At 56.8% G+C, this 13,771-nt stretch carries 10 protein-coding genes; 3 read left to right on the top strand and 7 right to left on the bottom strand.

The features are described from left to right. The 6 genes from L1065_RS13635 to L1065_RS13610 form a co-directional block, all read right to left on the bottom strand. A complete protein-coding gene (locus L1065_RS13635) occupies positions 1–873 on the bottom strand; it encodes a DmsC/YnfH family molybdoenzyme membrane anchor subunit (protein WP_237096058.1) in 873 nt (290 codons plus the stop codon). After that, complete coding sequence (locus L1065_RS13630) at positions 873–1,628, bottom strand: 4Fe-4S dicluster domain-containing protein (RefSeq protein WP_237096057.1); 756 nt, start codon at positions 1,626–1,628, stop codon at positions 873–875. The genes L1065_RS13635 and L1065_RS13630 overlap by 1 nt, the downstream gene beginning before the upstream one ends. Positions 1,629–1,809: 181 nt before the next feature. Further along, positions 1,810–4,647 (bottom strand): molybdopterin oxidoreductase family protein, encoded by a 2,838-nt coding sequence (locus L1065_RS13625; RefSeq protein WP_237096056.1) that lies wholly within the window; start codon positions 4,645–4,647, stop codon positions 1,810–1,812. A 20-nt stretch (positions 4,648–4,667) separates the two neighbouring features. Further along, a complete protein-coding gene (locus tag L1065_RS13620) occupies positions 4,668–5,420 on the bottom strand; it encodes a sulfite exporter TauE/SafE family protein (protein ID WP_237096055.1) in 753 nt (250 codons plus the stop codon). Positions 5,421–5,450: 30 nt separating this feature from the next. Further along, positions 5,451–7,223 carry a sulfoacetaldehyde acetyltransferase gene (gene xsc / locus L1065_RS13615; RefSeq protein WP_237096054.1) on the bottom strand — a complete coding sequence of 591 codons (1,773 nt, stop codon included), beginning with the start codon at positions 7,221–7,223 and terminating at the stop codon, positions 5,451–5,453. An 85-nt stretch (positions 7,224–7,308) separates the two neighbouring features. Next, a complete protein-coding gene (locus tag L1065_RS13610) occupies positions 7,309–8,760 on the bottom strand; it encodes a PLP-dependent aminotransferase family protein (RefSeq protein WP_237096053.1) in 1,452 nt (483 codons plus the stop codon). A 309-nt stretch (positions 8,761–9,069) separates the two neighbouring features. Here L1065_RS13610 and L1065_RS13605 point away from each other — a divergent pair, with 309 nt between their 5' ends. Continuing rightward, positions 9,070–9,972, top strand: coding sequence for a bifunctional helix-turn-helix transcriptional regulator/GNAT family N-acetyltransferase (locus L1065_RS13605; protein ID WP_237096052.1), 903 nt, complete (start codon positions 9,070–9,072; stop codon positions 9,970–9,972). 52 nt (positions 9,973–10,024) lie between these two features. Here the strand turns inward: L1065_RS13605 and L1065_RS13600 are convergent, their stop codons facing one another. After that, on the bottom strand, positions 10,025–11,416 hold the full coding sequence (locus L1065_RS13600; protein WP_237096051.1) for an aspartate aminotransferase family protein: 1,392 nt from the start codon (positions 11,414–11,416) through the stop codon (positions 10,025–10,027). Positions 11,417–11,807: 391 nt separating this feature from the next. On the opposite strand from L1065_RS13600, the gene L1065_RS13595 reads away from it, so the two are divergent. Together L1065_RS13595 and L1065_RS13590 are read left to right on the top strand one after the other, a co-directional pair. After that, on the top strand, positions 11,808–12,815 hold the full coding sequence (locus tag L1065_RS13595; RefSeq protein WP_237096050.1) for an ABC transporter substrate-binding protein: 1,008 nt from the start codon (positions 11,808–11,810) through the stop codon (positions 12,813–12,815). An 84-nt stretch (positions 12,816–12,899) separates the two neighbouring features. Beyond that, positions 12,900–13,709 carry a taurine ABC transporter ATP-binding protein gene (locus tag L1065_RS13590; protein WP_237096049.1) on the top strand — a complete coding sequence of 270 codons (810 nt, stop codon included), beginning with the start codon at positions 12,900–12,902 and terminating at the stop codon, positions 13,707–13,709. Positions 13,710–13,771 lie beyond the last annotated feature (62 nt).

Raw genomic sequence — 13,771 nt, 5'->3', positions numbered from 1 at the left:
CTAACCGCGTTTTCCGTAATAGAGACCGACCACATGTTCGGCTTGCGCGAAGAAAAGCCAGCGAGCGGTCAGCACGCCGGCAAGATGTGCCAGCACAGCACCTGCCGCCAGAGTATGTGAAAACGGTAAAAGCAGCAAAATGATCGGAGCCACCAACAAAAGCAGGGCAATGATCTGTAGCTTTTGTGCGTGCTTGCGTCCGATCATATGGACCATCTCATGTAGCAGATAATTGGTGCCGGTATGGGGCGGTTCAAAGGCGCGAACCTTGCCGATGTCGCCCAGTTGCGTTGCGGTTTCGAGCGTATGGCCGCGCGCAGCAAAGCGCGTATCTGCAGTGAAAAAGATGAAGGCTTGCAGCGCCGCGGCACAGCCCATCAAAACCAAAGAGACCGACACCTGCCCTGCCAAAAGCGAGCCGCCCGCCAATGCATAGGCGATGAACATGGCCGGCGTGGTGGGGTGGTTCCAACGCGGCACGGTTTTGAGCTGCGCATAGATCATGGAGGTGCCATAGACCGTGGCCAAGGCGCACGCCGCCCCAAGATAGCCCAAGGCAGTCCAGCGCGTTTCAAGAAATACAAGCCCTGCGCCGTAAATGGCCATGATCGTTAAAGTGATCGCTGACAGCCATGCCTCGCGCGAAAGCCAGCTGGTTTTCCATTGCGTGAAGGCTTTGAGGGCGCGTTGCGGGTTTCCCAGATGAAAGGTCGAGGAAATCAGACCACCAACCGCAAAGATGTAGGCCAAAGCAAACCAGATAAACGCGTTGATGCCCGTGGGTGCAGGCATGCCCAGTCCCAAAAAGATCATCAGCCCGAAGCCGAGGCCCGACAAAACGGTGAACAGAATAATGGAAGGGGCAGGATGCATCAGAGTTTCTCCAAGGCTTTGTCGAGCCAGCCCAAAAGTCCCTTTGCATCAGGCGCGACCGGGTCGAGAAGCGGTGCCAGAATGTCGATTTCACCCGTGTTGGTGTAGTCGTCTTTCAGGCGGGGCGGCAGGTATTGGTTGACGGGTTTGGTGCCTTGTTCGGGCATCAGGTCCAGCCCCCCGCGCTCGGCCACGAGTTGGCTGACCTCGCTGTCGGGATCGCCCAGATCACCAAAGTGGCGCGCGCCCGCGGGGCATGTGCGGACACAAGCGGGCTCGCGGTCCTCTGCGGGCAGGTTTTCGTTGTAGATACGATCGACGCACAGAGTGCACTTTTTCATGACCCCTTGGTCCTGGTCCATCTCTCGTGCGCCATAGGGACACGCCCATGCGCATAGACCGCACCCGATGCAATCGCTTTCGTTCACCAATACGATCCCGTCTTCCACGCGCTTGTAGCTGGCCCCTGTCGGGCAGACGGTCACGCAGGGTGCGTCTTCGCAATGCAGGCAGGACTTGGGAAAGTGGATCAACTGGGCGGGGCCTGTTTCGGGCTGAACCTCATAGCTGTGAACGCGGTTGAGGAATGTGCCGGTGGGCGCTGCGCCATAGGGGTCCTGGTCCGACAAAGGCGCGCCGTAATTTTCGGTATTCCAGCCTTTGCAAGAGATCACGCAGGCGTGGCAGCCCACGCAGGTATCCAGATCAATCACCAGCCCCAATTTTTTTTCGGTTTGGGTGGGAAGCTCTGTCATAGTCGCGCTCCTTTACAGGTGGTGGACTGGGGCGCTGCCCCAGACCCCGAGGTATTTTTCCAACAATGAAGGGATGAGATCGCGCTTTCGCGGGCGGGGTCCCATGTGGCGATGAACCAGATGAAACTGCCCACACCGAAAGCGACAAAGGCAAGTATCAGCAAGAGGGTGCGCTTGGGTGTCATTTGCCTGTTTTCCATGCCAGATGATCGGGGCCTTTGCCCACAGGGGATTTTATTGCCGGCATTTGGGGCTGGCTTTCCTTGGGGGCGGTGGTCTTTTCGATACGCACTTTGAGGTCAAACCAAGCGGCTTGGCCTGTGACAGGATCGGAGTTTGCCCACCGAAGCCCATCGCCTTTCGGCGGTAGCAATTCGTGGATGAGATGGTTCAGAAGGAAGCCTTTGGTGGCCTCTGGTGCGTTTTTGTCCAACGCCCAAGCCCCTTTGCGTTTCCCGATGGCGTTCCATGTCCAGACGGTGTTTTCGTTCAAGCTGGCTTGATGGGCAACAGGCACGGTTATTTTACCGTGTGGGGATGTCACAAGGGCCCAGTCCCCCTCACTAAATCCGTTGGCCTCCCAGATTTTTGTGGGCACATAGAGTGGGTTCCTCCCGTGAATTTGCCTGAGCCATGCGTTCTGACTGCCCCAGGAGTGATACATCGCCATAGGCCGTTGGGTGAGGGCTGTGACGGGAAACGCATCTGCTTTGTTCTCGGCCGCGTTTGAGTACCAAATCGGCAAGGGGTCGAGTGTGTCGATGATCCGTTTGCGCAAATGATCTGGCGGTTGGCGGTCTCCGTGACCTTCGGCGGCCCTTTGGAATTTGCGCATGGGCTCGACATATAGCTGGAAAATATACGGCTGGACGGAGTCGTAGAACCCCATTTTCACAGCCCATTCCTGATACCGCATGTTCCAAGGTTTGTAATAATTTGCCCCCTCGGGCAGGTGTTCCATCCAAAAGCCGCCGTTTTCGATATAGGTGTCTAACTGGGCATCATTGGCATCGCCACGCCCGTTTTGCAGACCATCTTCGCCTGTACGCCAACCCGCGAGGGGGCCAATCCCGGGGCGCCGGATATGATGGGTGATGTAGTCTGCGTAGTCTTTGTATTTCTGGGTGCCGTCTTCGTTCACGAACCCTGGCAGATTGAGGCGTGCGCCAAGATCACAGAGCATGGATTGAAAACCGCGCACATCGCGGTCCGGCTCGATCACGGGCCAGCGGATCGCATCTGCTACGGCATCCGCCTCACAGATGGGGCGGTCCAACAGGCTGATACAATCGTGCCGTTCCAGATAGGTGGTGTCGGGTAAAACGAGATCCGCGTAAGCCACCATTTCCGATGAATAGGCATCCGAGTAGATGATATTCGGGATCACATAATTACCGTCTTCATCGGTGTCGGTCAGCATCTTATGAACGCCGCCTATGTTCATCGATGAATTCCACGACATATTCGCCATATACATAAACAGCGTGTCGATTTTATAGGGGTCGCCCGCATGCGCGTTCGAGATCACCATATGCATCAGCCCGTGCGCGGACATCGGATTGTCCCATGTGAAGGCTTTGTCGATGCGCGCAGGGCTGCCATCGTCTTTGAGGCACAGATCTTCAGGGCCGTGGACAAATCCCAGATGCGGACCATCGAGCGGTGCGTTGGGGGTTACTTTGCAGTGTGGTTTTGGATGCGCGGTCGCTGGCTTTGGATAGGGCGGTTTGAATCGCATCCCGCCCGGGGTTTCGACCGCGCCAAGAATGATTTGCAACATGTGCAATGCGCGGCATGTTTGAAACCCGTTCGCGTGGGCAGAGATCCCGCGCATGGCGTGCATTGAGACAGGCCGTCCGATCATTTTGGTGTGTTTTGTGCCCCGAAAGTCGGTCCATTCGTGGTCCAGTTCAATCGCTTGATTGAAGGCGACGTCCGCCAGCTGTGCGGCAATCGCTCGGATGCGTTTGGCTGTTATCCCGCAACGGTCGGCGACGGCCTCTGGCGCGTAGGCGTCGTCCATGTAGCGTTCGATCATCATATGAAAAACGGTGCGATGGGTGTAGCCCGCCTTGCGGAACGACGCGCCCAGATCAGGTTTTACCCCTTTGGCATCAAACGCGGTCAGCTTGCCGGTGGTGCGGTCCATGACAACGGGTTTGCCATCGCTATCGCGTAAAAACAGGCCGAAGTCTGGGCTGCTTTCATCCCCGTTCAGCAGAACAGGCGCGTTGGTGAATTGCGACAGATAATTCAGATCAATCTTGCCCGCCTTCAACAGACAATGGACAAGCGCCAAAATGAAAAGCCCGTCGGTGCCGGGCGTTATTCCGACCCATTCGTCTGCAACCGCATTATAGCCTGTGCGGATGGGGTTTATGCCGATGATCTTGGCACCGCGTGCCTTGATTTTGCCGATCCCCATCTTGATGGGGTTGCTGTCGTGATCTTCGGCAACGCCAAACAGCATGAATAACTTGGTGTGTTCCCAGTCTGGTTGCCCGAACTCCCAAAACGCACCACCCATGGTATAGATGCCAGCGGCGGCCATATTGACAGAACAAAACCCACCATGGGCGGCATAGTTGGGGGTGCCGAACCCTTGGGCCCAAAAACTGGTAAAGGATTGTGATTGGTCACGCCCCGTGAAGAAGGCCAGTTTTTCGGGGTTCTTTTCGCGGATGGGGGCCAGGGTCTTTGTGGCGATGTCCATTGCCTCGTCCCATGTGATTTCCTCAAACGCGCCTGACCCGCGTGGTCCGACCCTTTTCAGAGGCGCGCGAAGCCGCGATGGTGCGTTGACCTGCATGATACCAGCAGACCCTTTGGCGCATAGCACACCTTGATTGACGGGATGATCTTTGTTGCCTTCGATATAGGCGACCTGCCTTTTTCCGTCGGGACCGTCCTTCATATGCACGTTAATCCCGCAGCGGCAGGCGCACATATAACACGTGGTTTTGCGAATTTCATCGCTGACTTTTGGCGAGGTCTCGACGACTGGTTGGTTGTATCCCATGGTTCCCCTCCCGAACGTGCTTAGCTGAGCACTGTGCGGATCAATGATACGCCTGCAAGCCCGATCAGAAGTATCAGACAGAACGGACGGTAGTAAGGCTCTAGACGTGGCGAAAACATCAATTTCCCCAAGATCACACCGCATGCAACGGGCGCGGCCAACACGATTCCGCGTGCAACAGCAGTTTGATCCATGACGCCAAAGGCAATGTAGGTGATGGCGGTCGTTATGATGCCAAGAAATAGATATACGACAAGCGAAGCCCGCATTTCGCGTGCAGGCAGTTCGCGGGCCAGAACATAGAGCGCGACAACCATCCCGCCGATGCTTGCCAACCCGGTCGCGATGCCCGCCAATAACCCTGATCCATAGAGCCCCGCATGCGTTGCAAGAAAAGACAGCCGAATTTTGGCCAGCTGTGTAAAGGCCAGTGTCGTGACCAAAGCCAAGGCGACCATTTTGGACACTTCGGGATCCAGACTTACAGTTGCCCAAATTCCCAAAGGTGCGCCGACCACCGATCCGATGAACAGCCCGCCGACGACACGCTTGTTGGCGTCTTTGACACCGCCGCGCACCATCAAAAGTGATGCGGTCATTTCAAGCCACCAACAGATTGGAATAAGTTGCACCGGCGGTAAAATCATCGTCGCCGTGGCCATCACCAGTGCTGAAAGCGCAAAGCCAGAAAACCCGCGCACAAGACCCGCCGCAAAAGCAATTAGCCCCAGAACAAATATGTCCCCCGCAGGAAGTGCGAGGGACGTTATCAAAGGCTCTGCCCAAGTTGGGCCGCCCGCCAATTACTCGGCCGCCATGTCGCTGGACGAAACGCCTGCAACGGCCACTGGTTTTTTCATCGCGTCACGGCGGAAAGGCTCGCCCAGTTCCTGGTTCAACATCACCTCGATCAAGGTTGTGACACCGTCCTCCATCTGTTCCTTGATGGCGGTGTTCAGGATGTCGGTCAGCTCTTCCATCGTGCGGGCTTCAACACCTTTCAGGCCACATGCGTTTGCGATGCCCGCATAAGACACTTGGGTGTCCAATTCCGTGCCTACAAAGTTATCATCAAACCACAGGGTGGAGTTGCGCTTTTCTGCGCCCCACTGGTAGTTGCGAAAGACGATCTGTGTGATGGCAGGCCAGTCGCCACGGCCAATGGCCGTCAGTTCGTTCACAGCGATTCCAAAAGCGCCGTCGCCCGCAAAGCCCACCACAGGCACGTCAGGCTGACCGATCTTTGCGCCAACGATCGCTGGCAGACCATAGCCGCACGGACCAAACAGACCCGGCGCAAGGTATTTGCGACCAGCGTCAAAATCCGGATAGGCGTTGCCAATGGCGCAGTTATTACCGATGTCAGAGCTGATAATCGCGTCTCTGGGCAGGGCCGCCTGAATGGCACGCCATGCCATGCGTGGGCTCATCCAGTCAGGCTTGTCGGCGCGGGCGCGCTCGTTCCAAGTGGTGCCTGGATCGTCCTCTTCATGGTCCATCGAAGCAAGCTGCTGCTTCCATGCCGATTTGGTCTGGGCGATTTTATTCTTGCGTGCCTCGCGTCCTGCGTCGCCTGCATCCTCGCTGAGTTGGGCAAGGATGCCCCTTGCGACCTTGGCGGCGTCACCGACAATACCCACCGTGACCTTTTTGGTCAGGCCAATTCGATCCGGGTTGATATCCACTTGGATGATCTTCGCATCTGCAGGCCAGTAATCAATGCCATAACCCGGCAAGGTCGAGAACGGGTTGAGCCGTGTGCCAAGGCACAAAACCACATCTGCTTCACTGATTAGCTCCATACCAGCCTTGCTACCGTTATACCCAAGCGGGCCCGCAAACAAAGGGTGTGAGCCCGGAAAGGCATCGTTGTGTTGATAGCCAACGCACACAGGCGCATCCAAACGCTCTGCCAGATCAATAGACGCTTGAATGCCGCCGTCCGACAGGACAACGCCAGCACCGTTCAAAATGACGGGGTTCTTGGCGCCAGAGATCAACTCTGCCGCTTTGGCGACTGAATTCTCTCCACCTGGCGAGACTTCGAATTCGATCGGATCAGGGATTTCAATATCAACAACTTGGGTCCAGAAATCGCGCGGGATATTAAGCTGCGCAGGGCCAGACAAACGCTTGGCCTGGCTGATTACACGGGTCAGCACTTCTGCGACGCGTGTGGGGTCACGCACCTCTTCTTGATAGGCCACCATGTCCTCAAACAGTTTCATCTGTTCGACTTCCTGGAAGCCACCTTGTCCGATCGTTTTATTTGCGGCCTGCGGGGTAACCAAAAGTAAAGGAGTGTGGTTCCAATATGCTGTCTTAACGGCGGTCACGAAGTTTGTAATGCCAGGCCCGTTCTGCGCGATCATCATCGACATCTCACCTGTCGCACGGGTGTAGCCGTCAGACATAAAACCGGCGCTGCCCTCATGGGCGCAGTCCCAGAACTTGATCCCCGACTTGGGGAAAAGGTCCGAAATCGGCATCATAGCCGAACCGATGATCCCGAATGCGTGGCGGATGCCATGGCGCTGAAGGGTTTTCACAAAGGCTTCTTCGGTGGTCATTTTCATGGGTGGGGACTCCTTGGGTTGGACGGAGTTTAATCGGATTCTGAGGATCGGGGTTAGGTCCAGTTCAGAATGCGATTAAGTCCAGTTATATGGTTTCGGCCAAAATGCGAATCCCTTCGGCGATCCTGTTTTCGGGGATTGACGAATAGGCGAGGCGGTAGTGGCAAATTCGGTCTTTATCGGGCAGAAAGAACGGCGCGCCGGGTTCTATCAACACACCTTTTGTCTTAAGCTCGCGTGCCAATTCCACCGTATTGCGCCGCCCGTCAGCACGCATCCAGATGCTTGAGCCGCCGTAAGCGCCGCGCCCTGCAACGGTCAGACCGTAGCGGTCAATCGCGGCTTCAAGCGTGTTGCGCCGCGCATGGAAGGCTTTGGACATGCGCTTGACCAAAGCATCGTAGTGGCCAAGTGACAAGAAGTAGGCCGCGGTCCTTTGGATCTGTCCCGGAGGGTGGCGCAAAACGCTGGCACGCAGCTTGCGGGCCTCGCGGATAAACGGCGCGGGGCCCACCATATACCCAAGTCGCAAACCGGGCGCGAGGCTTTTGGAAAAGGAGCCGATATAGACGACACGGCCATCTTGATCGAGAGATTTCAACGCAGGTGACGGGGCTTCCAGAAAGGACATTTCGAATTCGTAATCGTCTTCGACGATGATGAAATCCTGCTGCGTGGCTTGGTTCAAGAGCACCTTTCTGCGGGCCAGCGGCATCGACGCGGTGGTCGGGCATTGGTGGGACGGTGTGCAGAACACCACGTCGATATCTGCGGGCAAATCAGCGGGCGGCAAGCCATCTTCATCAACCTCGATATGATGCAGATTACAGCGTGTTTGTTCAAGAATATCACGCAAACCAGGGTAGCAGGGTTCTTCGATGGCTGCGTTGCGGCGTTGGGTCAAAAGCAACTGGGCGGCCAGCCAAAGCGCGTTTTGCGCGCCCATGGTGACAAGGATTTCGTCGGCATGCGCCTTGATCCCGCGGCGGGGCAGGATGTGGCGCGCGATGAATTCCACCAGCTTGGGATCGTCTTGGTCGACATAGTCGCTGGTAAGCGCTGCAAAGTCACGTTTGCCCAAAGCCTGAAGAGAACACAGCCGCCAGTTGGCGCGATCAAACAGATCGGGATCGGCCTGCCCGTAGATGAAAGGATAGCGATAGTTCTGCCAATCGAGCGGCTTTTCGAAGGGCATCTCGTCAGGGGTTTGGCTGGAGAGCACGCGGTTCCAATCGACGCTGTCATTTTGGGGCCGCAAGGTGGGAAAACTGGGCGGTTGCGGTGCGTTTTGCGAGACGAAATATCCAGACCGGCCGCGCGAGGTGATGTAGTCGTCGGCCACCAGATCGGTATAGGCCAGCGTCACGGTGATGCGGCTGATTTTGAGGTGGTTGGCCAATTTCCGAGAGGAGGGCAGCTTTTCACCCGGGCGGAAGCGACCTGATAAAATGCCTTCGGCAATCATCTGCTGAATTTGCGCTTTCAAGGTGCCTTGAGCGGTGGGATCCAGAAAGAAGGTTTCGACGGGAAGCGCCATGGACTGGCCTTATCTTGGATGAAATCTGGACTTACGGTAGCAAGCACCGGGTTGCTTCACAAGCGATCCAATTCAATTCCGTTTTTGGCGAAAACGGCGTGTCCTGCGGCGTCTGCTGGGCGTCTGCTATCGGTATGGCTTTGCGTCTGACGCGATTTTCGCACATGACTGCGCGCGAGGGGCCGTTTTTGTGCATTTCTGCGAATTACTGCGCCATATTGACCCGAAGGCCGATGGCGGCATGGACAATCAGGGGGCACGGCGTTCAGGCTTTTGTTGATTGATACAACCCTGAAGTCTGCGCCCCCTATGATCACAGTTTCCCAAATCCGCCGTTTAAGCCATCAGATCGAAACCCGCTTTGCCCATCTGGAAGCTGATGCCAGTCAGGGTGCGGTGTCGACCAGCGGGGCACAGGCCTTGGCCTTGCTGCAAAGCGCACCACTGCGGGCGTCGGCCCTTGGGGATGCGTTGGAATTGGAGAAATCGACGGTCAGCCGATTGGTTGGCGGACTGTTGAAAGCCGATTTGGTCCGCGAGATGCCTGACCCCAAAGACGGCCGTGCCAAATTGGTACAGCTGACGGATACGGGCCGCGCGCTGGCCAAAGCCACGGCAGCGGGTCTGGGCGGCGCTTTGGATCATCAGACGTCTGATGCGGCGCGATCAGATGCCTTATGGGGGTTGGCGTGCACGGCACGTGGTTTGGGGATGGATGTTGCCCATGACCTTCAGATCACCACCGGCTACAGCGCCGGTGCGATGGGGCGGCTGATTGAATTGCACGGCACGGTTTACAGCGCCGAGCAGGGGTTGGACCAAGCCTTTGAAGCGGTTGTTGCAAAGGAGTTTGCAGAGCTGACCCCGAAACTGGGGGGCGGTAAGTCACAGATCTGGACGGCCCATTTGGACGGGCGTTGTGTGGGCGGCATCTGTGTGGATGGTGATAGCCTGCGGTTGAACCGCGCCGAGATACGGTTTTTTGTGCTGGATCCTGCAGCGCGTGGTTTGGGGCTTGGCAAGAAGCTGGTCAAACGTGCGGTCAATTTCCACCGCAGCAAAGGGTTTGACGAGTTGAGCTTGCGGACGTTTGAGGGGTTGGACGCCGCACGCGCGCTTTACGAAAGCGTCGGCTTTGCCTTGGTAGAGGAAAAGCAGGGCGATACCTACGGACGCAGGATGGTCGAACAGAAGTTTGTGTTGCAAGGGTAGCGCAGAACGGCGGCCCTTGGTGGACCGCCGTTTTGGAGTGTCGGTGGTGCGACTAGCCGAAAACGCGGGTCAGTGCCGCGTCCATGCCGCTGACGATATGGTCGATATCATCTTTTGTGGCGATAAGCGCGGGCGACAGGCAGAGCGTGTTGTTAAAGCCCGGCAAGCTGCGGTTGGTGGCCCCGATGATGATGCCTTGGGCCATGCAATCTGCGACGACGGCTTGAACATGCGCCTCTGGCACAGGTTCGCGGGTGGTGCGGTCTGTGACAAGTTCGGCCCCGGCAAAGAGACCTTTGCCGCGCACATCGCCGATGCAGGCATGTTTGTCGGCCAGCGCGTGCAGGTGATCAATTAGGTAGGCGCCCATGATGTTGGTGTTGTCCAGAAGGTTTTCGTCCTCGATCACGGCCATGTTTTCCAGCGCTGCGGCAGGACCGGCGGTGCAGCCCCCGAAGGTCGAGATATCGCGGAAATAGCTGAGTGGATCGGAGGTGTCGTCCTTGAACATGTCGAACACCTTTTCGGTGGTGACGGTGCAGGAGATGGCGGCGTAGCCCGATGCGACCCCTTTGGCCATCGTCACGATATCGGGTTGGATGCCGTAGTGCTGATAACCGAACCATGTGCCTGTGCGGCCCAAACCGCAGACGACTTCATCAAGGATCAGCAGCACATCGTATGTGTCACAGATTTCGCGGACGCGCTCCCAATACCCATCGGGGGGGGTGATGACGCCGCCGCCTGCTGTGATCGGTTCAAGGATCAGGCCGCCGACGGTTTCGGGGCCTTCGCGCAAGATTACCTCTTCGATGGCGTTGGCCGCTTCGATGCCGTAGGTCGCCCCTGCAGTGTGGCCGTTTTGATCGGCGCGGTATTCAAGGCAGTGCGGCACGGGCACGAAACCTGCGGGGAAGGGGCCGTAATGCGCGTTGCGCTGGTGGTGACCACCTGCGGCCATCGTGGCGATGGTGGTGCCGTGGTAGTCGCGTTCGCGGTAGAGAATTTTATGCTTCACACCATTGGTGGTTTTATGCGCAATCTGGCGGACCATTTTGAAGGCTTTTTCATTCGCCTCAGAGCCCGAGTTGGAATAATACACACGGCTCATTCCCGGCATTTTTTCGATCAGGCGTTCGGCGAATTTGGCAGCGGGGACCGATCCTGCGGCCGCGGCAAAGTAGTTCATCTTGACCAGCTGGTCGCGCACGGCATCTGCGATGCGTTCGCGCCCGTAGCCCACGTTGACCGTCCATACACCGCCCGACACGCCATCAATATGTTCTTTGCCGTGCTGGTCCCAGACCTTCATGCCGCGCCCTTCGACGATGATGCGCGGGTCCGCGGTTTCAAAGGGTTTATGCTGAATCAGATGGTGCCAGACATGCTTGCGATCTGATGCCACGACATCGCTGATATCATTGTAATTCAAAGAGCCATCCATAACAGAATCTCCATCCGCCGGAAAATTGTGATAGCAAACTGTGTCTGAACATGTGCAAATCAGTTAGGGCCAGATTTTGCACAGTGATAAGTCCAGTTTTACCGCCTGTTACAACCCTAGGCCAAGGCACGTTGAGGGCGCATGGGTTTTGAGGGGGCGAATGATGCGCGAAATCAGCATCTTGCTGCAGGTGCATTAATATTTGCCGCATTGCCGCAGAATTAGGCTTTGTTGTTCTGGCGGGAGGGGTCGAGCCAACTTCCCCCTTCCATAGGGGCTTTTTGTGTGTTTGCCTGCACGAGATCGGGGGATCTGCGCGCTGCGCTAGACCTGTTTCCGACACGAATGCGGCAACCAAAGACCGCGACTTATGAACATGGGAGTTCTATGAATGACACTTAAATCCAAACTGATGGGTGCCGTTGCTGGCATCGCGATGATGAGCGGCGCACAAGCTGTGATGGCTGCGGGCCACGAAGAAATCACAGTTGCCTACTTCCTTGAGTGGCCCATGCCATTCCAGTTCGCCAAAGAAACCGGCATGTATGAAGAAGCCCTTGGCAAGACGATCAACTGGGTCAGCTTTGACACAGGCACGGCGATGAGTGCGGCTATGGCATCGGGTGATGTGCAGATCAGCGTCAGCCAGGGTGTGCCACCCTTCGTTGTGGCGGCATCGGCTGGTCAGGACATCCAGATTGTTGATGTCGCCGTAAGCTATTCGGACAACGATAACTGCGTGGTCGCAAGTGGCTTGGAGATCGACAAAATGTCGGCAGGCGAGCTGGCCGGCAAGAAAGTTGCTGTGCCACTGGGCACTGCGGCGCACTACGGGTTCCTGAGCCAGATGAACCATTTTGGCGTTGATGTTGCCTCGATGGAAGTTGTGGACATGGCCCCTGCAGAAGGTGCGGCGGCGCTGGCGCAAGGATCGCTTGATATGGCTTGTGGTTGGGGCGGTGCGCTGAACCGCATGAAAGAGCATGGCAACATCCTGTTGACAGGTGCGGAGAAAGAAGCGCTTGGCATTCTGGTATTTGACGCGACAACAGCGCCTGCGTCATACATCGCAGAAGAGGGCGAAACCCTCGCGAAATTCCTGGCGGTGACGGCAGAAGCAAACGCGATGTGGGCCGATGAGGCGAACCACGCCAAGATGCTGCCAGTGATCGCCAAGGATGCGGGCATGTCGGAAGAAGACGCGGCGGCAAGCCTTGCCACGTTCGCCTTCCCCACAGTTGATGAGCAACTGTCGGACGCATGGTTGGGCGGCACGGCTGCGAATTTCATGAAGGGCGTTGCAGACGTCTTTGTGGGTGCCGAGTCGATCCCAAGCGCGTTGGACAGCTATGAAGGCACAGTGAACACTGGCCCTCTGATGGCTGTAAAAGGCATGTAATTGCCAACATATCGGGGTGCGCATGGACATGTGCGCACCCCTTTTTTACGACCCTGACACCCCACATTAAGAACGGACATAGCAATGAGCGGTCTGGCGATTGACAAGATTTCCATGCGGTTTGACCTGCCTGACGGCGGCGCGGTTCAGGCCCTGAAAGATGTGAGCCTTGATTTGAAACAAGGCGAATTGCTGAGTGTTTTGGGGCCATCGGGCTGCGGAAAGACCACGCTTTTGAATATCGTGGCAGGGTTTCTGGCGCCGACTGCGGGTGAAATCCGTTTGAACGGCCATACGGTTCAGGGGCCTGATGCGGAACGCGGGATGGTGTTTCAGCAAGGTGCGCTGTTTGAGTGGATGAGCGTGCGCGAAAATGTGAGTTTCGGCCCTGATATGAAGGGTATGAAGAAGGCCGAAAGCCGCGAGATTGTCGAGCATTTGCTGGACGTTGTGGGCCTTCAGGATTTCAAGGACAAGATGGTCTATGAATTGTCGGGCGGGATGCAGCAGCGTGTGGCTCTGGCCCGCTGTCTGGCCAATGACCCCGATGTGATTTTGATGGATGAACCCCTTGGTGCGCTGGATGCGCTGACGCGCGAAAAGATGCAGGGGCTGGTTCTGAGACTTTGGAAAGAGACGGGAAAGACGATCATTCTGATCACCCACTCGGTCGAAGAGGCACTGCTGTTGGGCGAGCGGTTGTTGGTCATGGCGCCGCGTCCCGGGCGGATTCACAAGGAATACCGTCTGCCCTTTGCCGAGATGGGCGTGGGCGCGGATTTGCGCGAGGTGAAAAAGCACCCTGAGTATGGCCCGACGCGCGAGGAAATCCTGACCATGATCTGGGATATGGAAGAAGAGATTATGGGCGGCACAGCAGGCGGGGAGGCCTGAGATGGAAATTATCAGCGATCTAAGCGGCGAGTTGGCCACGCTGTTTTTGGGTATTTTGGGCA

This window comes from Nereida sp. MMG025, assembly GCF_021654165.1.
Classification (GTDB): domain Bacteria; phylum Pseudomonadota; class Alphaproteobacteria; order Rhodobacterales; family Rhodobacteraceae; genus Nereida.
Note: the sequence above shows the minus strand (reverse complement) of the source record. Positions and strands in the feature narration are given on the sequence as shown.